Here is a 21,470-nt window from a genome sequence, read left to right as displayed (position 1 = left end):
GTGGGGGATAAGGAAAACCCCCACTGATTGAAGTTTCACTTTATATAAATAACATCGAAACAGCATAGCAGCACAGTCACGGAAGCATGTCTTCTCAAGGGATATGCGCAAAACTAGATATATGTCATATACTGTTTTACAGATATACGATGGTTGGAGGTTCTTTATATGACTATTTACCATTTCGTAGGTATTAAGGGGTCCGGAATGAGTGCATTGGCACAAGTTCTGCATGATATGAACTATCAGGTTCAAGGCTCCGATTTTGAGAAACACTTTTTTACACAGGTGGCACTTGAAAAATCTGGAATAAAGATCCTTCCCTTTCAAAAGGAAAATATACAGCCGGGCATGACGGTAATCGCCGGGAATGCATATCCGGACACGCATGAAGAGATTGAGGAAGCAATGAAGCTTGGCTTGCCTGTTGTGCGATATCACCGCTTCTTAGGTGATTTTATGAAGAATTTCACAAGCATTGCTGTTACAGGAGCACATGGAAAAACATCCACTACAGGCTTGCTTGCACATGTTATGAGAGGTGCAAAACCAACTTCATTCCTTATTGGAGACGGTACGGGAAAAGGGGACGAAGAAGCTGAGTATTTTGTTTTTGAAGCTTGTGAATACAGAAGACACTTCCTTTCTTACTACCCGGATTATGCGATAATGACGAACATCGATTTCGACCACCCTGACTACTTTGCCAATGTTGAAGATGTTTTCTCTGCTTTTCAGGAGATGTCTTGGCAAGTCAATAAGGGCATTTTTGCATGTGGTGATGACGAACAGCTGCAAAAAATACAGGCTAAGGTGCCTGTCGTATTTTACGGTTTCGGAGAAGAAAATGATTTCCAGGCACGCAATGTTGTTAAGACGACTGAAGGAACAACATTTGACGTTTTTGTCCGCAATACCTTCTATGAGACGTTTTCAATTGCCGCCTATGGAGATCATAACGTCCTGAACTCTTTAGCTGTCATCGCTTTATGTCATTATGAAGAGATTGATGCGAAGATTGTTCAGGAACAGCTTCTTTCCTTTGAAGGGGTGAAAAGAAGATTTTCCGAGAAGAAAGTGGGCTCTCAAGTAATTATTGATGATTATGCCCATCATCCGACAGAAATTAAGGCAACTGTAGAAGCTGCCAGACAAAAGTATCCTGAAAAGGAAGTTGTCGCCGTTTTCCAGCCTCATACTTTTACTAGGACTCAGGCATTTCTTGAGGATTTCGCATCAAGCCTCAATTTGGCTGACAAGGTTTATCTATGTGAAATCTTTGGCTCTGCCCGGGAAAACCATGGAAAGCTCACGATCAATGATCTAAAGGATAAAATTCCTAATGCACAAATTTTAAATGAGGAAGAAACAGCTATCCTAAGAAATCATGAGGAAAGTGTAATTATGTTTATGGGTGCCGGAGATATCCAAAAATTCCAGCAGGCATACGAAAACCAAATATAATTTATAAAAAGGATGCTCCTCTCAGGAAGCATCCTTTTTTACATAGACTCGTGACCCTACTTTAAGTTCTCTGGATTTAACGCTTCCAGTTCAGCAATGACGAATCGCCCGTCTTTACGGATTAATACATCATCAAAGTAGATCTCACCGCCGCCATAGTCAGGGCGCTGGATGTTGACCATATCCCAGTGGATATTTGATTTATTGCCATTATACGCTTCGTCATAGCACTGTCCGGGTGTAAAGTGGAAGCTTCCGTCGATTTTTTCATCGAACAGAATATCCTGCATCGGATGAAGAATGTATGGATTAACTCCGATGGCGAATTCACCAATATAGCGTGCACCTTCATCCGTATCAAAGATTTTATTGATGCGTTCACTGTCATTGGCTTCCGCTTCAACAATTTTACCGTCTTTAAATGTCAGTTTGACATTTTCGAATGTAAAACCATGGTATGGAGATGGTGTGTTGTAAGTGATAACGCCGTTCACAGACTCACGTACAGGGGCAGTATAAACCTCTCCATCAGGAATATTCATCTGACCGGAACATTTGATTGCAGGAATATCCTTAATCGAGAAGGACAGATCTGTACCAGGGCCGGTGATCCGGACTTTATCGGTCTTATTCATTAATTCTACAAGGCTGTCCATCGCTTTATCCATCTTGCCGTAATCCAAATTGCAGACATCAAAGTAGAAATCTTCAAATGCCTCTGTGCTCATTTTAGCAAGCTGAGCCATGGAAGCATTTGGATAGCGCAGGACTACCCACTTCGTTTTTGGCACGCGAATTTCTCTATGTACTTTTTGTCCAATTGTTGAACCATGGATTTTCATTTTATCATCCGGCACATCAGCCTGCTCGTTGATGTTATCTCCGGAGCGAAGTCCTATGTATGCATCCATTTTGCTCATAACATTTGCTTCAAATTCAGCCATCATATTGAATTGCTCTTCTTGTGCTCCTAAAAGCAGGGAACGATCCACCTGATGATCTTTTAAGGAAACAAATGGGTATCCTCCAGCATCGTATGTTTCCTTAACCAGAGCCGTCACCAATTCCTTCTGCAGTCCAAAATTTTCAATAAGGATTTTCTCGCCTTTCTGGAGACGGACTGAATAGTTAATCAAATTTTTGGCGAGCTTTTCAATACGGGGATCTTTCATGCATATATACCTCCATCAAAATTTATTTCTCCGACAACTCTTATTGTAACCGAAATGAATGGTTTTGTTTAACGTTTTCCAATTATGCTAATATTTACTTTAACTGATGAAAATACCCGAATGAGAAGGAATTTGGACTTTATAAGTTGAATCTATTAATGTACTCCTGGTTTAGAGGCAGTGCATCTGGGTAAAAAGTTAGTATACAGACAACCGGAGGTGTAGGAATTGGAAATAATTTTATACTTAAGTGTAGCAGTCATTGCTATTGCATTCCTTGTTTTGGTCATTTATTTGGCAAAAACATTAAAATCCTTGCAAGGTACATTAGATAACGTTTCACACACATTAGCAGGCCTTGAAAGGCAATTAGACGGTGTTACGAAGGAAACTACAGTCCTTCTGCACAAAACAAATTCACTGGCAACAGATATTCAGCAGAAGTCTGAGAATCTGAACAGTGTCGTAACTGCGGTAAAAGAAGTTGGTGACTCTGTCCGCAAATTTAATGGATCCATTCAGAAAATCACATCTTCTGTTAACACACAGCTTGAACAGAATAAAGATAAAATCTCACAGGTGGTTCAGTGGAGCAATGTTCTCCTTGAAATCAAGGATAAGTGGAAAATGAGAAAAGAAGACCCTTATCAGTACAATGTCGGCGAGAAACAAATGCTTCCGCCCGAACGCCAGAGAGAAAGAGCACGATACTAGAATAAGAGGAGGAAAAAGGAGAATGAATAGCCAAGACCGTACTCAATTTGATTCAAACCAGGTAAAAACTGAGGAAAATATCAATACGAAGGATTTTATGATTGGTGCTCTTATAGGAGGAATGGTTGGCGCAGCTACAGCTTTGTTCCTGGCTCCAAAATCAGGAAAAGAGCTTCAAAGTGATTTAAGCGAAAAAGCGGCCATCTTAAAAGAAAAATCAGGACAGTACCGCGAAACAGCTATGACAAAAGGAACTGAACTGGCTAATGCTGCTAAAGAGAAAACAAATGTGTTAACTCAAACAGTGACCAAGCAATCCAATGAGCTTGTAAATAAAGTGAAAAACTTAAAAGACTATCAAAATGGACAAGCTCCTTCAAACGGAACAGCTGAAGAAGAGGGAGCAGCTATCATTGACGAAACATTCCAGGCTGAAGGAAACGCGCCAGTCAATGATGCGGAAATCCAAATGAAGCTGGAAGAAACGAAAAAAGCTTTTGACGAAACCGAGCAAAAGTATAACTAAACTATTTGTTTAAACAACGGTGAAGTGGTACGATAACTTCACCGTTGTTTAATTTTAGGAGGAGAGAAAAATGAAAAAATTTGATAGTCATGAAGCATTCGATCAAGCGGTAGAGTCAGGAGAGCAGCTGCTGGTTTTAAAACATAGTTCCACATGCCCTGTGAGCGGTGCAGCTTATGAAGAATATGAAAGCTTTGTAAAAGAGCATAAAGATGTAAATGCTTATTACCTGGTTGTTCAGGATGATCGCCCTTTGTCCAATCACATTGCAGAAGCTTTTCATATTAAACATGAGTCGCCACAGGCAATTCTGTTTAATAATGGAGATGTTGTATGGCATGCATCACATTGGAAGATTACATATGACTCCCTTTTGAATGCTGTAAAGGAAAACAGATAAAACCCATCCAATCGGATGGGTTTTTAATTTCTAGCTATATTTAATAGTTGAATGCTGTTTATTATTTATGGAAGGCCACACAATTTTAAGGTGATCACCAGGCTCTACAGATTCATGAAAGGATGTTTTTTTCCCATTTTTCAAAAGGATGAAGCCTCCGGAAGAGGAAGCAGGCATATCGACATTAACATGGCTGAATATATCCTGAAAAATAAAGGGGGATCTTGGTTTTTTCATAATTGTTATGGCATCTCCAGCAGAAATTATGTCATCTTCGGTGAGTACAGCTCCTTCTCTCTGAAATTCGAGTATTCCCCTGGACAGCTCTATTTTCTTGCTGTTAAAAATGACAGGGATACTCTCCTGAAGTGCCAGCTGCTTAATATCTGCTAATTCCTTTACGGTCAGAGTGTTTCCTTTTTCAATGCGAAGATTGTCACCATCCTCTACTATGCTGTGACAATTAACCTCCAGGCCGTTTTTATAAAGCTTTCCGGAATGGCGCGGCAGAAAAGTCTCTTTTTCGTTAATGCTGATTCGAAAAGGCTTAAGCTCGTTTAATAAATTATTTAGACTTAAAATGGTTAAGATTTCTTCAGCTGTTTCCGATACCCTGCACTCCACTTTATCCCGATCAGCAAGAGTCTGCTCTAGCGGGACAACTTTTTCATTACAGGTAATGGCAGGGTGAATTGTATACTGTTTTCCGTTAATAGTGATAGACTTTTCCGGGACTTCATCTATTAAATCCTTTATGCAGACTTCAGCAGGCAATCCGTCACGCCCTTTAGAAACGGTTATGATATCCCCTGATTTGATTTCTTCATCTAAAGCACTTGGAAGGCTGTTGCGTGTAATGACAGGAGCTTCTCCATGGCTTCCCGGGATCGTAATGTTTTGCCCATTTAAATTGATAATCATAGCAAGTCCGGGCTTCCCGTAAAGCTTATTCATTTTAATGCCTGCTGCCAGCAGACAATCCCCGACTGTCAGGTTTTTAACCTCAAATAGCCGGACAGGCTGATCGTTGACGTAAACAGTACAATATTGGACCGGGGCTTTTTTAGCGGCAATTGCGATTCCTATTGGGGTGACTAACTCGGGGCCTCGGTCTGTGTTATCCGGTAAATTCAGGTCGCCGATAGCATCAATCCCCCTAATGGCAACTCTGTTTGCCGGAAGGCCTAATCTGTTCGCTATCCTTTTAGGAAGTCCGGGTGTTAAGCTCCCGCCGCCTGCCAGCATGACGGCTTTTGGCGGCCTGTTGTTCAGCCGCAATATTTCCTCGCAGATGGAATTTGTCAAACGTTCAAGTGCTGGAGAGATTTTTTCAATTGTCTCCTCCCTGCTGATTTCTGATTGGAAGCCGAGAATATCCGTGACAGTAATCGTATCGGATACGTGCAAGTCTCTTTTTGCCTTTTCGGCTAGAGGGAAGTCCAGCAGAAGCTGGTCACTGATGGCTTCGGTGATCTCGTCGCCTGCTACAGGCACCATTCCAAAAGCAGTAACTGTGCCCAGATCTGTTATGGCAATATCGGATGTTCCGGCACCAATATCAACAAGTGCCACATTCAGCCTTCTCATTGAAGGCGGGATAAGGACATTAATAGCTGCGATTGGCTCCAGTGTTAAAGCTTCCATTTCCAGGCCAGCTCTTTGAAGAGCTGAGATAAGTGACTCTACTACAACTTTGGGCAGGAAGGTAGCAATGATTTCGACAGATGCCTCATCCCCCTGCTGATCAATCAGGCTTCCGATTTCTTCACCATCAAGACGGTAGCATAAAACCGAATATCCAACACAATAGTAATAATAGCTTTTTTCAGCTGCCTGCTTTTCTGCAGCGATTGCCTGCGCCTGCTGAACCGCACTTAATTCAAGGTGAAGTATATCCTGCTTTTTCATCATGGGTTTTCCTTTAATGGTGATGGAGGTTTTAGATCTTTCCGTTTTTAAAGCCCTGCCTGCCGCTGCTACACAAACTTTATTTAATGGGCCGTGTTTCACTTCAAGATCATCCCTGATTTCTGCTATAATTTTTGAAACAGCCGGAACATCATGGATCTGGCCGTCGAGCATGGCCCTCTCTGCATGCTCCCTAATCATGATGTCTTTCACATGGTATTGGCCGCCTTCTTCTTCCAGAATAATTCCGACAACCGTGCGAGTGCCGATATCCAGTGCAAAAAGCTTTTTTTGTTCGTCCAAAGCAATACACCTTCTTTTTAATTGTCTTAGAATGCTTATTTATGCCTTTAGATCGCTTTACTACTTAAAAGCGTTTAATTAATAAAGAAATTTTTCGTGACATGTCTGAATAATTCATATATAATAACCCTAATTATAAAAAATGTATCACATATCCATGGGCCGTAAAAGAAAAAGATGGAAATGCTTAACTCGTTGCGCATTTAGTTGCGGGCTATGTACATGCATCCTGAAACCAGCACGGCTTAAATTGAGATTCGAAAGGAAGGGACAGGAAATGAGCAATAATGAACTAGATAAACTTCGTAATCGAGTGGATGAGCTGAATCTTCAGCTTTTATCTTTGATCAATGAAAGAGCTGAACTTGTTCAAGAAATCGGAAGAGTAAAGGAAACACAAGGGGTTTATCGTTATGATCCTGTCCGGGAACGCAAAATGCTGGATTTGATAAAAGAGCATAATGACGGTCCTTTTGAAAATTCAACAATTGAGCATATGTTCAAGGAAATATTTAAAGCAGGTCTTGAACTTCAAAAAGATGATCATAGAAAAGCGCTTCTTGTTTCACGCAAAAAGAAGCCTGAAAACACTATTGTGGACTTGAAAGGTGAAAAAGTAGGAGATGGCAATCCTCATCTTGTTTTTGGCCCATGTGCAGTTGAATCATATGAGCAGGTAGCAACTGTTGCTGAAGCTGTAAAAGCGAAAGGGCTTAAACTTCTTCGCGGAGGAGCATATAAACCAAGAACTTCGCCATATGATTTTCAGGGTCTTGGCCTTGAAGGCCTGAAAATTTTAAAAAGAGTGGCAGATGAATACGATCTGGCAGTTATTTCTGAAATTGTAAGCCCTAATGATATTGAAACAGCTGTAAATTATATTGATGTCATTCAAATCGGTGCAAGAAACATGCAAAACTTCGAGCTATTAAAAGCAGCGGGTGCTGTAAATAAGCCAGTTCTTTTAAAGCGCGGAATTGCAGCTACAATTGAAGAATTCATTAATGCTGCGGAATACATCATGTCCCAGGGAAATGGACAGATCATCCTGTGTGAGCGGGGAATCCGCACCTACGAACGGGCAACACGCAATACACTGGATATTTCAGCAGTGCCAATCCTTAAGCAGGAAACACATTTGCCTGTACTAGTTGACGTTACACATTCAACAGGCCGCAGAGATTTGCTTCTTCCGGCAGCAAAAGCAGCGCTGGCAATCGGCGCAGATGGCGTAATGGCAGAAGTTCATCCTGACCCGGCTGTTGCCCTTTCAGATTCAGCACAGCAAATGGACTTAAATCAATTTGACCATTTTATGTCTGAACTGCAATCTTCAGCATTGCTGAAAGTGTGATCATCGAATAAGAGCCGTTCGCGCATTCTGATTCGGCATCAACGGAACTATTCAATATACGGAGAGCCTTCTGCTCATTGCAGAGGGCTCTTTTTTTCGCTTGTAAAGTGAAGTTTTAAGTTTTTTTCAGAAATATAAGCCTTGACATTGCGGCAATTCCTGGACTGTCGTATGATTAAATACATAATTGTTCATGTGTAACTGCTCACAAATTAGGATAAAAAATGAGTAGGTTATGTCGTGTTGCTGTAAAATATAAAGTAATAGAAGTGACCGCTATTCAAAAAAGGAGTGTCAGTAATGAATGTAACAATATATGATGTGGCGAGAGAAGCGAATGTGTCAATGGCAACGGTTTCTCGTGTTGTAAATGGCAACCCGAACGTTAAACCCGCAACAAGAAAAAAAGTAATGGAAGTAATTGACCGGCTTGGATACCGTCCGAACGCGGTTGCAAGAGGATTGGCAAGCAAAAAAACCACTACAGTCGGTGTGATCATTCCCGATATTTCCAGCACCTTTTTTGCAGAACTGGCAAGGGGCATAGAAGATATTGCGACAATGTATAAATACAACATCATTCTCAGCAACTCCGACCAGAATATCGAAAAAGAGCTGCATTTGCTTAATACTATGCTCGGGAAACAAGTGGATGGAATAGTCTTCATGGGCGGCAACATTACGTCCGAGCTTGTTGAAGAGTTTGAGAAGTCACCGGTTCCGATCGTGCTGGCCGGCTCTATTGAAGAAACGGGCAAAATTCCATCTGTGAATATTAACTATGAACAGGCAGCATTTGATGTCACAAAGTCATTTATTGAAAAAGGACATAAAGATGTTGCTCTTGTGGTAGGACCCCTCCGCGAGCCGATTAATCAGGAAAAGAAGCTTGCAGGCTATAAGCGTGCACTGGAAGAATCTGAAGTTTCCTTCCGCGAGGAATTGGTGGTTGAAGGAGATTACACGTATGATTCAGGTATAGAAGCCTTTGAGAGACTGCTTGATGCCGACCCTCGCCCAACTGCTATTTTTGCGGGATCTGATGAGATGGCTTTGGGTATCGTCCATGGGGCCGAGGATAAAGGCTATGATGTCCCGAAAGACTTTGAGGTCATCAGCTCAGACAATACCAGATTGACCTTAATGGTTCGTCCCCAGCTGACGTCAGTTGTACAGCCATTGTATGATATCGGTGCAGTTGCCATGAGATTGCTTACGAAACTTATGAATAAAGAATCTGTCGATGAGCAAATTGTTGTACTCCCACATCGAATTGAAGAACGAAGCTCAACAAAATAAGAAACATGCCGATATAAAAGAAAAGCGGAAGCGCCTCGACCAGCCCCGACAAGCGCTGGAGGGCCAGAAGTTGAAGTCGTTCTTTGCCTTCAGCAGCTGGACAAGGGAAGAGAGAGAAACGCCTTAATATGAAAGGCGTTTCTTTCTGTCAAAATTTATCGCAGTCTAACGGGCAGTAAGATCCCCCTTTCAAGACTCAGTGGATTTAAAGGAGATAAGTGGCGATCAAACTGCCCAATCTAGCTGCGGCTCCTAGGGGCTCGCTTGTCACCCCTGGGCAAGTCGCCTCGCTTTATAATGTAAAGGCCCGAAAAAAGGACAAAGACTAAGAACGCCACATCCTCCCAAAAGCTGCCGCTTTCGGTCGTGCGATGTATCGCTGCCGTTGCTTTCCTTGTCCTGTGGCAACGTCTTTGTGACCCGCTTCCTGTGGGCCTCAACTAACAACCAGCGGGGAGAAAAGCACCCCGACTGATTGAGTTTCACTTTATACTAAAACTTTTAGATAATGCAGTGGATCAGGGAGAGAGAGTATGAGAAAGTTCGATATGTTAACACCTGCTGGGTTACTGGCGGGCCTGGCTATGCTCATTTTTGGGATTATGTGGAATGGTGGAGCAGATGGGTTTTTATCATTTATTGATCCTTCATCAATTCTTATTGTTTTAGGCGGATTAATAGCCGGGCTGCTTGTTAGTTTTCCATTAAAAGATATCAGGCATATGCCCACAGTTTTTAAGCAGGTTTTTTCCAGTGAAGAACAAAGCGTTGGCGACCTGATTGGGATTTTTGTCAAACTCTCTGAGCGTGCCCGGCGTGAAGGGCTATTGTCGCTTGAGGCTGAAGTCGGGGAAGTTGAAGATTCTTTTATTAGGAAAGGCATTTATCTGGCTGTGGATGGCATAGAGCCGGATGTCATTACTGACATTATGAATGCCGAAATAATGGCGATGGAAGAGAGGCACAGAAAAGGCAGAAGTATTCTTGAAAGAGCGGGTGAGTACGCTCCGGCTTGGGGGATGATAGGAACTCTGATCGGCCTGGTTCTGATGCTGAAAAATTTAAATGATCCCTCCACTCTTGGGCCAAATATGGCCATTGCCTTATTGACTACATTATATGGCTCACTTCTGGCCAATCTTATTTTTCTGCCGATGGCAGCAAAGCTGGCTTTGAAGACAGAGAAGGAAGTATTTTTAAAGGAGATCATTATTGAAGGGGTCATCGGTGTTCAATCCGGTCAAAACCCAAAAATTCTGGAGGAGAAGCTGAGCGCCTTTTTATCCTCTGAGGAACGGAGAGAGCTTGAGAGGGCAGTAAACGCGGGGGAGGCTTTGAATCATGAGGCGTAGGCGAAGATCTCCTGAGCCTCCTAAAGGTGCCCCAATCTGGATGGTAACTTTCTCAGATCTCGTTACATTAATATTGGTTTTCTTTATCCTGCTATTTTCAATGTCACAGATTGATTTAATGAAATTTCAGGCGATTTCTGACTCTTTCCGGGACAAACAGGTGCTTGATTTCCAGCCGTCCATCATTCCAGCGGAGAATCAGGGAGAAATGGAAGAAAATACGGAAAAAGAAGGCAGCGGTCAATTTGATTCGCTTGATGAGCTCCAGATGGAAATACAGTCCTTTCTGGATGTGAATGGTTTAGAAGAGGTTATAGTGGCAAACAGAACGGAGCGTGGTGTCGTTCTCGTCCTGCAGGAACAGGTTTTATTCGAATCCGGGGATGCCAGTCTTATAGAGAGCTCCTACCCTTTCCTGGATAAAGTAGGAACCCTGTTAGCAAACATGCCCAACCTGGTGAAGGTGGAAGGACATACTGATGACCGGCCCATAACTACATATAGATATCCGTCCAATTGGGAGTTATCTGCTGCCAGGGCCAGTACAGTAATCAGATATTTAACAGAAGGGCATAACCTTGACAGCCACAGATTTATGGCTATCGGCTACGGGGAAACCCGTCCCATCGTTCCCAATTCCGGACCGGAAAATTGGGAGAAAAACAGGCGTGTTGAAATCATTATTTCTGATCCGAAATTTAATGAAGAAAACAATCAATAAACAGGTCTGGCTAAAGCCAGGCCTGTTTATTTGACTGTGAAGAAATGGCAGCCGGATGTTTCCGGCCAGTCACTTTCTTATTTAGACTCTGTCATTGATTTGTTCCGGATGGGATATAGAACCTTGTCCAATGTCCGGGCATTTTTTTCAGTTATTTCACTTTTACGGGGGATAGGGTTATATAAATCAGCCGGATCTTCCCATTCAGAGGGAAGAGGCACAGGTGCGTGTTCTTTCCACTTATTTATCCATTCCTCCGGGATATTGCCGTAACAATTAGAGTTTTCAGTCATTTCGAGCCAAATCATGGCCCATGCCCGGGGAACAACTCTCCAAATATCATAGCCGCCGCCGCCGACTGCAATCCATTTCCCTCCGCAATATTCATGGGCAATTTCATGAGCCAGTTTCGGAATTTCCCTATAGATTTTTATAGTAGATGATAAATGGGTAAGAGGGTCAAGGTAATGTGCATCAGCCCCATTTTGCGTCAAAATTACATCAGGCTTGAAAAATTCCGCAACCTCCCGAAAAGCTGTACGGTATGCATGCAGCCAGGAGTCGTCTTCAGTAAAAGCGTCCACGGGAATATTAAAACAGAAACCATATCCTTTCCCTTGTCCCCGTTCATTGATATTTCCGGTACCGGGAAAAAGGTATCGGCCTGTTTCATGAATTGATAGGGTGCATACATCCGGGTCATCATAAAATGACCATTGGACACCGTCACCATGATGAGCATCAGTATCTACATACAAAACACGGGCTTTATACTTTTCCTGCATGTACTTTATGGCTACTGAGCTATCGTTGTAAATGCAAAATCCGGAGGCTTTTCCCCTAAAACCGTGGTGAAGGCCTCCGCCAAGGTGCAGTGCATGCTTAGCACGTCCGCTCATAACGGCATCAACGGCTGCCAGGGTGCCTCCTACTAAAAGAGAGCTCGCTTCGTGCATATTGGAAAATATAGGTGTGTCCTCTGTTCCAAGACCATAGTTTTCACATGATTCCTCAGGAAGCTGTCCACGGCCGGCAAGCTTGACAGCATTCACATAATTTGGATCATGAATCAGGTGAAGCTCTTCATCCGAAGCCTGGCGCGGCGGGATAATATGAAAGTCATCGATGGCATTTATATTTTTGAGCAAATCGAGTGTCAGCTTCAGCCTTATCTGATTAAAAGGATGATTTTTGCCGAATTTGTAATTCAGCAGGTCTTCCGAATAAACAAATACTGAATCATGTGTCATAGTGAAATCCCCGGCATATTTGGCCATAAAACGTGATGGCCTGCTTTTTTCAAATCTTCTACTACAAGTATAGGATTCATTGTTTGTACCCTTATCACCAATATTTTAAATTTATCATCTGTTTTGTCAGGGTATACAAGGACACTCTGGATATTTGCCTTCCTTCTGCAAATGACTTCAGCGATTTCAAACAGCATGCCCGCCTTGTTCGGCACCTTCACTTCAATCTGCGAGCCTGGCTGATGAGCTCCCGTCAATTGAACTAATGTATGAAGCAAATCGGTTTCTGTGACAATCCCAACCAGCTTATTATCGTTTAATATGGGAAGGCAGCCAATCCGCTGCTCATAAAAAACCGCAGCAATTTCTTCAGCAAAATCAAGCGGATGACCAGTGATGATATCTGTCTTCATAATCATTTTTAACGGTCTCTGCAGATCTTCCTTAAACAGTTCTGTATGAAAAATAGAAGGTGTGGCGTCCCGAATATCCCTATCTGTTACAAGTCCCTGGAGTCTGCCATCTTCATCTGTTATTGGCAAATGCCGGATTCTTTTTTCACTCATAATTCTTATGGCATCGGCAATAGTGTCTTCTTTTGACAAAGCCGTGACATCCGTTTTCATAATTTCTTCTACAATCACTTTAAATGCCTCCTTATAAAATATATGGAGATACACTCATGCAGGAAAAGTCATAGCATGAACTATGTATTTACACTTCTATTAATACATAAAGCGATTCATAAAGCGCAAGCGGTCAAATTGCTGGACAGAATCCTGGTCTACTCTTTTTCCGATTCGGGCCATCAGGCAGTTTGCAGGGTGAGAACTGATTTCCGGGTCATCTGTGGCGTACCATTCAAGACCGCCTGCATTCATCATCTTTTCCATGATTTTTCGATATTCCCATACATTCAGGCCAGTTCCTTTTAAATCCCAATGCCAATAATACTCTGTCGTTATAACAATATAATCCTCCATAGCATCATCCATCATAGATACTTTCAGCAGGTTCTTGCCTGTTCCTGAACCCCGGAAAGCAGGAATCACTTCTATGGCACCCAATTCAATTAAATTATCCATCTTACCTTCAGACCAGCGTTCAAGGGGATCCGGATACAAGTAAGTAACATAGCCGACAATGGTATGTCTGTCACGGGCTACTATAATTCGGCCCTCAGGCAATCCCGCAATCTCAACCAGGGCTTTATGCTGCTGAGCCGGCGGCCTGAAAGCGACAAGATCTTTATGAAACTCATAATCTGCCAATTTTTCGGGTGTAATTGGCCCCTCAATGATTAATTTTCCATTGGCTGTTTTTAATTCCTTTGCATTATACGTTTTGTTATGTTCCATGTATTCACCACCCAGGTAGCATGATCAATGTATCTTCTATTATACATAAAAACGCGGATGATAAAGCGCTTTCACATAATTTTCTGTGTAATTTAAAAAAGTTTGTGACAATTTACGAGTCTGGTCATAACTACTTTTTTCTCCTTTAAAATTTTAAAAATTGAGAAAATATAATGTTTATACTATAATAATATCAAATCTAAATAAGGGGGAGAACGATTTATGAAAGTGGAAGCGCTGCCAGTAACACAAGGGGACTTCAATTTAAAAAATTATAATGAACTTTATGCAAATTTCAACTGGGCTGATGCGGAAAAAGAATTTTCCTGGAAAGAAACCGGCCGCATGAATATGGCCTATGAGGCTATTGACCGTCATGCGGAATCTTTCAGAAAAAATAAGGTTGCCCTTTATTATCGCGATGGGGAGAGAAATGAGAAGTATACTTTTAAAGAAATGAAGGAACTATCAAATAAAGCGGGAAATGCATTAAAAGCATATGGCGATGTTGAAAAAGGCGACCGGGTGTTCATCTTTATGCCGCGTTCTCCTGAGCTCTATTTTGCCGTATTGGGGGCTGTTAAACTGGGGGCTATAGTGGGTCCTCTATTTGAAGCTTTCATGGAAGGTGCGGTCCGTGACAGACTTGCTGACAGTGAAGCAAAAGTCCTGATTACAACACCTGAGCTTTTGGAACGGGTGCCTGTTGACCAGCTGCCTGCTTTAAAGCATGTATTCCTTGTTGGGGAAAATATAGAGGAAACCGGGCCATATGTTAATTTTAATAAAAGAGTGGCTGAATCCAGCAGGAAGCTCCCAATTGAATGGGTTGACGGAAACGATGGGCTTATTTTGCATTATACATCCGGTTCAACAGGAAAGCCAAAAGGGGTTCTGCATGTACATAATGCAATGATTCAGCATTACCAGACAGCTAAATGGGTGCTGGACTTAAAAGAAGAAGATGTATATTGGTGCACTGCTGATCCTGGATGGGTAACCGGTACTTCATATGGTATTTTCGGCCCGTGGCTGACAGGGACTTCAAACCTTGTGGTCGGGGGCAGGTTCAATCCGGAGACTTGGTATAAAATGATTGAGGAGTATGCCGTTACAGTTTGGTATAGTGCTCCGACGGCATTCCGCATGCTGATGGGAGCGGGCGATGAAGTGGTGAAAAAATTTGATTTAAGCTCCCTTCGCCATGTCCTCAGTGTGGGTGAACCGCTAAATCCTGAAGTTGTCAGATGGGGTACAAAAGTCTTTAACATGCGCATCCATGATACATGGTGGATGACTGAAACAGGTGCACAGCTTATCTGCAATTATCCTTGCATGGAAATAAAGCCGGGATCCATGGGTAAGCCGATTCCGGGTGTAAAAGCAGCCATTGTCGATGATCAGGGAAATGAACTGCCGCCTAACCGTATGGGCAACCTTGCGATTAAAAAGGGCTGGCCTTCCATGATGCATGCCATCTGGAATAACGAGCAAAAATATGAATCTTATTTTATGCCTGGTGATTGGTATGTTTCCGGAGATTCCGCTTATATGGATGAAGATGGATACTTCTGGTTCCAGGGCCGTGTAGATGATGTTATCATGACATCTGGCGAACGTGTAGGACCGTTTGAAGTAGAGAGTAAACTGATCGAACATCCTGCGGTTGCAGAAGCTGGGGTTATCGGCAAGCCAGATCCTGTCCGCGGAGAAATTATTAAAGCGTTTGTTGCTTTACGGGATGGGCATGAACCAACTGAGGAATTAGTGGAAGAAATTCGCCAATTCGTTAAGAAGGGCCTTGCTGCCCACGCTGCTCCGCGTGAAATCGAATTCCGCGACAAGCTTCCAAAAACCCGCAGCGGCAAAATCATGCGCCGTGTGCTTAAGGCATGGGAACTGGATCTCCCAACCGGTGATCTGTCTACAATGGAAGATTAAGAAAGTTCAAGGCCGCTGTTCAAAAACAGCGGCCTTCACGTGCTTTTGAAAGTATAAAACGAGAAAAGCAGAAATCCAATCAATGGATTTCTGCTTTTCATTTTAACCATTTTCAGCTGATGTCTCTCCATCTTCACCGGATTCTGATGGTTTTTCTTCCTTGGGCTTTTCTTCGGCTGGCGGATCTTTCGGTTTTTCTTTCTTAGGCTTTTCTTCCTTAGGCTTTTCTTCTTTTGGTTTATCTTCCTTAGGTTTCTCTTCTTCCGGCTTTTTGCCGATTTCCACTGCATTGGATGGAGCAGACTCTCTGCCGGCAATGTCAACGGCTGTTACATGGATTGAGCCGCTTCCAGCTTTAAAGCTAAGGGAGGAGCCGGCTTTTATGGTACCGACTTTTTTGCCTCCGTTATAGACACGGTAACCTATCACATCTTTTTCAGGGTGTGCGCCCCATGTAATGCTTTCACCCGAAGCTTTTATGCCTGGAGCTGCCGGGGATTTACCGTTGTCTTTAAGCTGGTCAGCGCTAGTCAGGATGCTCTTCCAGCGTTCTTTATTCGGAATAAGAGTACTTAAATTTGCTTTAATGCCGAATAGCTTTTGAATATATTCCGGATTCACTACCATTCCAGGTTCAGTAAACTCTTCTGGTGTTGAATCAAGTGCCATATATTTTTTATCGCCAATTCGTACAAGTTTTCCATTGCCGAGGCTGTCATCCACTTTTGTAGGAACAAATTTGGCATTGAATAAATCAGTCTCGACCAGGCCAGCCTTTGAACATGCCTCTGAAGGGAGCAGGCCGGAAATAGCACAGAATGAACGTCTTACGATTCCGCCCGGCATTTTAAAGCTTTCGCTCGGGTCCACAAGGTCAGGGGCAACATCATATGCTGCATTCATCAGGTCAGCCCACAGATAATTATTTCGCAGGCTATAGCTTAATGGGCCAGGAGCCTTCAATGATTTAGGCGTATCATAACCAGACCAGATGCCGAAGGTGACATTCGGGTTGGTTGCCACAAACCAGGCATCTATGAATTCAGTACCAGTACCTGTTTTCCCCGCCCAATCAGAACCGAACTTCAATCTGCTCTTAATCGATGTGGCAGTTCCGCTGTTAATAACGTCTCTCATCATATCGATTGTAAGGTACGCTGTCTGCGGGCTAAATACATCAACAGGCTCGGACTTATGCTGGAATATGACGTTCCCGTCTTTATCTGTAATTTTTTCAATCATATAGGCGTCAATAAATTTCCCGCCATTAGCAAATGTAGTAAATGCGTTTGTATTTTCTTCTACAGTTACACCGTATTCCAGTGATCCGATGGATGTAGACAAGTTTGTATAGTCAGGGCCGATAAGAGAAGTAAAGCCCATTTTTTCCAGGTAAGAAGCAGGCCGCTGTCCGACTATATCCTTATAGAGCTTTACAGCAGGGACATTGTATGAATGCTTAAGTGCATGTCTGGCCGAAACGAGCCCGCTATAGGTATTTGTATAGTTCTTTGGCCAAGGTCTGTTTAGTCCCGGAGCAAGGTGCAGCGGCACATCAGGAAGGATAGTGCCCGGCGCTGCCTTTCCCAGTTCTATTGCCGGAGCATAGACTAAAAGCGGCTTCATGGTTGAACCATTTTGCCTTAGAGCGCTTGTAGCATGGTTCAGCTGCTCGCGTTTGTGATCGCGTCCGCCGACAAAGCTGATAATTTTCCCTGTTTTATTTTCAATTAAGATCGCACCAACTTCTACGGGCTCCATGATTTGCTTGTTTTCTCCAGTTTCCGGATCCTTCACTGTCTCAGGTTTATCAGGGCCGTAATAAGGGTAGTTATCTTTGACCTGCTGCATCTTATCATAAATATCCTTGTTAATGGTCGTATGAATTTGGAAGCCATTCTGACGGATTGTCCGGTCTGCAAGGGTTCTGTATTCCTCGCGGAGCTCGTCATCTTCTTTTAAGTCCTGTTCTTCATATCCGTCATTTTTTGCGAGAATTTTAGTCATGATTTTTACTGCACGTTCTTCTATTTCATACGTTAGATATGGATACTTTTCCAAAGGGCTCTCAGAAGCTGTAGTGAAATCCTTTGTCAAGTCATATGCCAAAGCTTCCTCGTATTGCTTCTGGTCAATCTTTCCGTCATCATACATTCTTTTCAGAACGGTTTTCATCCTTGAGAAACCCGGTTCCAGATTCTCTTTGACCGTTCCCTCCCTTGTAAAGGGAGTGTAGCCGAATGGACTCTGAGGAAGCCCTGCTATGAAAGCGGCCTGAGGCAATGTTAATTCTTTTGCACTCACCCCAAATATACCTTTGGCAGCTGCTTCAACTCCGGCAATATTACGTCCGGTTGCATTTCTTCCAAAAGTGGAAACATTGAGGTAGGCTTCCAATATTTCTTTTTTATCAAAGAATTTTTCCAGCCGCAAAGCAAGCAGAATTTCTTTCGCTTTCCGCTCGAAAGAAACTTCATTCGTTAAGATTTGGTTCTTTATCAGCTGCTGTGTCAGTGTACTTCCGCCGGATTGAACAGATGAATTTGTTACTTCCTGGAACAGTGCGCGCATTATCGCTTTTGGCACCACACCGTCATGTTCGTAGAAATACTCATCTTCAGTAGCTACTACTGCGTTAATTAAGTGTTCCGAAACATCATCAAGCTTAACTTCCTCACGTTCAAGGTCTGTTCTGAGCTTTCCGAGATATACATTATTTGCAAAGTATAGTTCTGATGTTTCTTCATAGTCATAAATTTCCTTTTTCATGCTGGCATAGGATCTGATGGGCTCATCCTTTACAAGCGAAGCGAAATAACCAGCTCCGAGTCCCCCAGCGAATGCACCGCCAATCACAGCCAGGATGATAAAAAGCAAAGTAAGATTCCAGATGACCTGGTATGTTATACTTGCGCCTTTAGCGGCTTTCTTATTACCAAAAAGGCCCGGAGTCTGCCTCAATTTATCCATTAACATTTGAAACTTTTCTTTCATCGTATCAATCCCCCTAAAATCACATATATTATAGCACAATGTGACAGCCCAATATGACATGGTTCGCCATTTATCTGAAATTTCCTTTTTTGCACAGGAATTTGACATTTGGTTCAATTTTATGATAAAAATATTCTATCTTAGACTTTTAATATTTTACAGGCATTGATGGGAATCCAGTAATGCTTCTATCCCTGTTTCAGAAAGCCGGCGTTTGCTGCGAGCCGGTACAAATAGAAGGATGAATTACCTCCCTGAGCTTTCACTGTCAACCTGCACAGCAGTTATAGCAGTGGACGGATTATCCGTTATTCTGAAAGAGTGGAGGACATTTGTCCTCAATCTGGGTGGTACCGCGCAAAATGATCATGCGTCCCTGCATAATTGCAGGGGCGCTTTTTGTATGGTTAAAACCGTAAATGCCTTGAAAATAACCGTTGATAAGGAGGATATAAGATGAGCTTAATTGAAGATCTGCAATGGAGAGGAATTGTTTATCAGCAGACAGATGAAGAGGGTATTCAAAATACTCTCGGGAAAGAGAAAATTTCTTTGTACTGCGGTGTTGACCCTACTGCTGACAGCATGCATATCGGACACCTGCTTCCATTTTTAACGTTAAGACGTTTTCAAAAAGAAGGCCACCGTCCAATTGTTCTTGTTGGCGGAGCTACTGGACTTATTGGTGATCCAAGCGGCAAAAGCGAGGAAAGGAAGCTGCAGACTCTTGAAACAGTACAGCATAATGTGGACTGCATAAAGGGCCAGCTGAAAAGAATTTTTGATTTTGAAAGTGAAAACGGTGCAATTATGGTTAACAATTACGATTGGGCAGGCTCCATGGATATCGTTACGTTCCTGCGTGATTTTGGAAAACATGTCGGAGTCAATTACATGCTCGCTAAAGACACCATTTCTTCCAGGCTGGAAACAGGGATATCCTTTACGGAATTCACTTATACCATCCTGCAGGCAATGGATTTCCTTCATTTATTTGAAAACCATAATTGTAAGATGCAAATTGGCGGAAGCGATCAGTGGGGAAATATTACAACCGGGCTTGAGCTTATCCGCAAAATGGCGCCTGAAGGTTCCAAGGCTTACGGCCTGACAATTCCTCTTGTAACGAAAGCGGATGGAACAAAGTTCGGCAAAACGGAAAGTGGCGCAATCTGGCTTGATCCTGAGAAAACATCTCCTTATGAGTTTTACCAATTCTGGATTAACACAGCAGATGCGGATGTAATCAAATACCTTAAATTCTTTACCTTCTTATCCCGTGAAGAAATTGAAAATCTTGAAAAAGCTGTTCAGGAAGAACCGCATCTCCGCAAAGCCCAAAAAGCACTTGCTGAAGAAATGACGCGTCTGATTCATGGAAATGAAGCATTAGAACAGGCTATCAAAATTACAGCTGCTCTATTTAGCGGAGATATAAAAAATCTTTCGGCTTCAGAGATTAAACAAGGCTTTAAAGATGTTCCATCTTATGAGCATTCTGAAGGAGAGGAATTGGGCATAGTTGACTTGCTTGTGGCTGCCAAAATCTCTCCATCCAAACGCCAGGCGCGTGAAGATGTGACGAATGGCGCTGTTTCTGTAAATGGAGAACGCGTAACAGTGCTTGATTACACTCTAACTGATAAAGACAAGATCGAAGGTCAATTTACTGTCATTCGCCGCGGAAAGAAGAAATATTTCCTGATTAAATACTAATAAGCGAAAGCCCTCCTGTGACGGAGGGCTTTATTTATATATAATTGAATCAAAAATGGGTGGACAGATAGCTGATCCTGTTGATTAACGACGAAAGTAGGAGTCGAGGTTGTAAAGTGGGAGTTAATCCAGTAGATATAACAAAAAAACTGCCGAAATGCTTCGGCAGTTCTAATATTATTAACGAGAGTAGAATTCAACGATTAGAGATTCGTTGATTTCAGCTGGAAGTTCAGAACGCTCAGGCATACGAGTGAAAGTTCCTTCTAGCTTGTCTGCATCGAAAGATACGAAGTCAGGTACGAAGTTGTTAACTTCGATTGCTTCTTTAACGATGTCAAGGTTGCGAGATTTTTCGCGAAGTGTAATTGTTTGACCAGGTGCTACGCGGTATGATGGGATATCAACACGAGATCCATCAACCATGATGTGACCGTGGTTAACAAGCTGGCGAGCTTGACGGCGAGTGCGTGCAAGACCTAAACGGTAAACAACGTTGTCAAGGCGTGATTCAAGAAGAATCATGAAGTTTTCACCGTGCTTACCAGGCATTTTGCCGGCTTTATCGAATAAATTGCGGAATTGACGCTCATTTACTCCGTACATGTGACGAAGCTTTTGCTTCTCCTGCAATTGTAATCCGTATTCAGAGATTTTCTTGCGCTGGTTTGGACCATGTTGTCCAGGAGCGTAAGGACGCTTTTCTAATTCTTTTCCAGTACCGCTTAGAGAGATTCCAAGACGACGGGATAATTTCCAGCTTGGACCAGTATAACGAGCCATTTAAGACTCCTCCTTTTGTGTTTTTATTTGGGTAAAATAAAAACAGAAACAGATGCGCACAACAATCATGTTCATTTTGTTTTCATGTACCTTCGCCCTAGCAGCAGAGGGTTACACAGTACCCCATCCCCAGAAACATATAAGTCGCCAAAGGCGGCTGAAGCTGGTTGAGGAACAAAATGAGTACATCAAGGTGCTCACATAGGCTGCAATAT

General features: G+C 42.7%; 17 protein-coding genes and 1 other annotated feature. Of the genes, 10 read left to right on the top strand and 7 right to left on the bottom strand.

Annotation, left to right across the window (positions count from 1 at the left end; translation table 11 throughout):
* Positions 1-168: 168 nt before the first annotated feature.
* Positions 169-1,464, top strand: a complete 1,296-nt coding sequence (gene murC / locus CE058_RS09920; protein ID WP_048010834.1) for a UDP-N-acetylmuramate--L-alanine ligase — start codon at positions 169-171, stop codon at positions 1,462-1,464.
* Positions 1,465-1,520: 56 nt separating this feature from the next.
* Here murC and CE058_RS09915 read toward each other — a convergent pair whose 3' ends face one another.
* Positions 1,521-2,636 (bottom strand): aminopeptidase, encoded by a 1,116-nt coding sequence (locus tag CE058_RS09915; RefSeq protein WP_048010835.1) that lies wholly within the window; start codon positions 2,634-2,636, stop codon positions 1,521-1,523.
* Between the two features lie 228 nt (positions 2,637-2,864).
* Between CE058_RS09915 and CE058_RS09910 the strand changes: the two genes are divergently transcribed.
* The 3 genes from CE058_RS09910 to ytxJ all read left to right on the top strand — a co-directional run bounded on the left by CE058_RS09910 (position 2,865) and on the right by ytxJ (position 4,276).
* Positions 2,865-3,350, top strand: a complete 486-nt coding sequence (locus tag CE058_RS09910) for a DUF948 domain-containing protein (protein ID WP_035330351.1) — start codon at positions 2,865-2,867, stop codon at positions 3,348-3,350.
* A 22-nt stretch (positions 3,351-3,372) separates the two neighbouring features.
* Positions 3,373-3,876 (top strand): YtxH domain-containing protein, encoded by a 504-nt coding sequence (locus tag CE058_RS09905; RefSeq protein ID WP_048010836.1) that lies wholly within the window; start codon positions 3,373-3,375, stop codon positions 3,874-3,876.
* A 70-nt stretch (positions 3,877-3,946) separates the two neighbouring features.
* Positions 3,947-4,276 carry a bacillithiol system redox-active protein YtxJ gene (ytxJ, locus tag CE058_RS09900; RefSeq protein WP_048010837.1) on the top strand — a complete coding sequence of 110 codons (330 nt, stop codon included), beginning with the start codon at positions 3,947-3,949 and terminating at the stop codon, positions 4,274-4,276.
* Between the two features lie 30 nt (positions 4,277-4,306).
* Here ytxJ and pilM read toward each other — a convergent pair whose 3' ends face one another.
* Positions 4,307-6,487 (bottom strand): pilus assembly protein PilM, encoded by a 2,181-nt coding sequence (gene pilM / locus CE058_RS09895; protein ID WP_163142280.1) that lies wholly within the window; start codon positions 6,485-6,487, stop codon positions 4,307-4,309.
* Between the two features lie 277 nt (positions 6,488-6,764).
* Between pilM and CE058_RS09890 the strand changes: the two genes are divergently transcribed.
* From CE058_RS09890 to motS, 4 genes are all read left to right on the top strand, one after another.
* A complete protein-coding gene (locus CE058_RS09890; protein WP_048010839.1) occupies positions 6,765-7,841 on the top strand; it encodes a bifunctional 3-deoxy-7-phosphoheptulonate synthase/chorismate mutase in 1,077 nt (358 codons plus the stop codon).
* Positions 7,842-8,141: 300 nt separating this feature from the next.
* Positions 8,142-9,140: a catabolite control protein A gene (gene ccpA / locus CE058_RS09885; protein WP_048010840.1), complete on the top strand. Its 999-nt coding sequence runs from the start codon at positions 8,142-8,144 to the stop codon at positions 9,138-9,140.
* A 533-nt stretch (positions 9,141-9,673) separates the two neighbouring features.
* Positions 9,674-10,492, top strand: coding sequence for a flagellar motor protein MotP (gene motP, locus CE058_RS09880; protein ID WP_048010841.1), 819 nt, complete (start codon positions 9,674-9,676; stop codon positions 10,490-10,492).
* Positions 10,482-11,213, top strand: a complete 732-nt coding sequence (gene motS, locus CE058_RS09875) for a flagellar motor protein MotS (protein WP_048010842.1) — start codon at positions 10,482-10,484, stop codon at positions 11,211-11,213. The genes motP and motS overlap by 11 nt, the downstream gene beginning before the upstream one ends.
* Positions 11,214-11,290: 77 nt before the next feature.
* Here the strand turns inward: motS and CE058_RS09870 are convergent, their stop codons facing one another.
* From CE058_RS09870 to CE058_RS09860, 3 genes are all read right to left on the bottom strand, one after another.
* Positions 11,291-12,463 (bottom strand): acetoin utilization protein AcuC, encoded by a 1,173-nt coding sequence (locus CE058_RS09870; RefSeq protein WP_048010843.1) that lies wholly within the window; start codon positions 12,461-12,463, stop codon positions 11,291-11,293.
* Entirely contained in the window at positions 12,460-13,107 is a 648-nt protein-coding gene (locus tag CE058_RS09865; protein WP_163142277.1) for an acetoin utilization AcuB family protein, read from the bottom strand. The genes CE058_RS09870 and CE058_RS09865 overlap by 4 nt, the downstream gene beginning before the upstream one ends.
* 81 nt (positions 13,108-13,188) lie before the next feature.
* Positions 13,189-13,821, bottom strand: a complete 633-nt coding sequence (locus CE058_RS09860; RefSeq protein WP_048010845.1) for a GNAT family N-acetyltransferase — start codon at positions 13,819-13,821, stop codon at positions 13,189-13,191.
* A gap of 222 nt (positions 13,822-14,043) precedes the next feature.
* Here CE058_RS09860 and acsA point away from each other — a divergent pair, with 222 nt between their 5' ends.
* Positions 14,044-15,762 carry an acetate--CoA ligase gene (gene acsA, locus CE058_RS09855; RefSeq protein ID WP_048010846.1) on the top strand — a complete coding sequence of 573 codons (1,719 nt, stop codon included), beginning with the start codon at positions 14,044-14,046 and terminating at the stop codon, positions 15,760-15,762.
* A gap of 102 nt (positions 15,763-15,864) precedes the next feature.
* Here the strand turns inward: acsA and CE058_RS09850 are convergent, their stop codons facing one another.
* Positions 15,865-18,756 (bottom strand): transglycosylase domain-containing protein, encoded by a 2,892-nt coding sequence (locus CE058_RS09850; RefSeq protein ID WP_163142274.1) that lies wholly within the window; start codon positions 18,754-18,756, stop codon positions 15,865-15,867.
* Positions 18,757-18,912: 156 nt separating this feature from the next.
* Positions 18,913-19,137, top strand: a binding site (T-box leader).
* Between the two features lie 75 nt (positions 19,138-19,212).
* Here CE058_RS09850 and tyrS point away from each other — a divergent pair.
* On the top strand, positions 19,213-20,472 hold the full coding sequence (gene tyrS, locus CE058_RS09845; RefSeq protein WP_163142271.1) for a tyrosine--tRNA ligase: 1,260 nt from the start codon (positions 19,213-19,215) through the stop codon (positions 20,470-20,472).
* Between the two features lie 180 nt (positions 20,473-20,652).
* Here tyrS and rpsD read toward each other — a convergent pair whose 3' ends face one another.
* On the bottom strand, positions 20,653-21,255 hold the full coding sequence (gene rpsD, locus CE058_RS09840) for a 30S ribosomal protein S4 (protein WP_048010849.1): 603 nt from the start codon (positions 21,253-21,255) through the stop codon (positions 20,653-20,655).
* Positions 21,256-21,470: the final 215 nt, after the last annotated feature.

This window comes from Bacillus sp. 22-7 (assembly GCF_010628845.1).
Taxonomy (GTDB): domain Bacteria; phylum Bacillota; class Bacilli; order Bacillales; family Cytobacillaceae; genus Cytobacillus; species Cytobacillus firmus_B.
The sequence above is the reverse complement of the archived record's forward strand: the minus strand, read 5'-3'. Positions and strand labels throughout refer to the sequence as shown.

What these genes read in the sequence shown, in the direction of transcription:
- murC (WP_048010834.1), top strand. Translation starts at nt 169, where the DNA reads ATGACTATTTACCATTTCGTAGGTATTAAGGGGTCCGGAATGAGTGCA.
- CE058_RS09915 (WP_048010835.1), bottom strand. Translation starts at nt 2,636, where the DNA reads ATGAAAGATCCCCGTATTGAAAAGCTCGCCAAAAATTTGATTAACTAT.
- CE058_RS09905 (WP_048010836.1), top strand. Translation starts at nt 3,373, where the DNA reads ATGAATAGCCAAGACCGTACTCAATTTGATTCAAACCAGGTAAAAACT.
- ytxJ (WP_048010837.1), top strand. Translation starts at nt 3,947, where the DNA reads ATGAAAAAATTTGATAGTCATGAAGCATTCGATCAAGCGGTAGAGTCA.
- CE058_RS09890 (WP_048010839.1), top strand. Translation starts at nt 6,765, where the DNA reads ATGAGCAATAATGAACTAGATAAACTTCGTAATCGAGTGGATGAGCTG.
- ccpA (WP_048010840.1), top strand. Translation starts at nt 8,142, where the DNA reads ATGAATGTAACAATATATGATGTGGCGAGAGAAGCGAATGTGTCAATG.
- motP (WP_048010841.1), top strand. Translation starts at nt 9,674, where the DNA reads ATGAGAAAGTTCGATATGTTAACACCTGCTGGGTTACTGGCGGGCCTG.
- motS (WP_048010842.1), top strand. Translation starts at nt 10,482, where the DNA reads ATGAGGCGTAGGCGAAGATCTCCTGAGCCTCCTAAAGGTGCCCCAATC.
- CE058_RS09870 (WP_048010843.1), bottom strand. Translation starts at nt 12,463, where the DNA reads ATGACACATGATTCAGTATTTGTTTATTCGGAAGACCTGCTGAATTAC.
- CE058_RS09860 (WP_048010845.1), bottom strand. Translation starts at nt 13,821, where the DNA reads ATGGAACATAACAAAACGTATAATGCAAAGGAATTAAAAACAGCCAAT.
- acsA (WP_048010846.1), top strand. Translation starts at nt 14,044, where the DNA reads ATGAAAGTGGAAGCGCTGCCAGTAACACAAGGGGACTTCAATTTAAAA.
- CE058_RS09850 (WP_163142274.1), bottom strand. Translation starts at nt 18,756, where the DNA reads ATGAAAGAAAAGTTTCAAATGTTAATGGATAAATTGAGGCAGACTCCG.
- tyrS (WP_163142271.1), top strand. Translation starts at nt 19,213, where the DNA reads ATGAGCTTAATTGAAGATCTGCAATGGAGAGGAATTGTTTATCAGCAG.
- rpsD (WP_048010849.1), bottom strand. Translation starts at nt 21,255, where the DNA reads ATGGCTCGTTATACTGGTCCAAGCTGGAAATTATCCCGTCGTCTTGGA.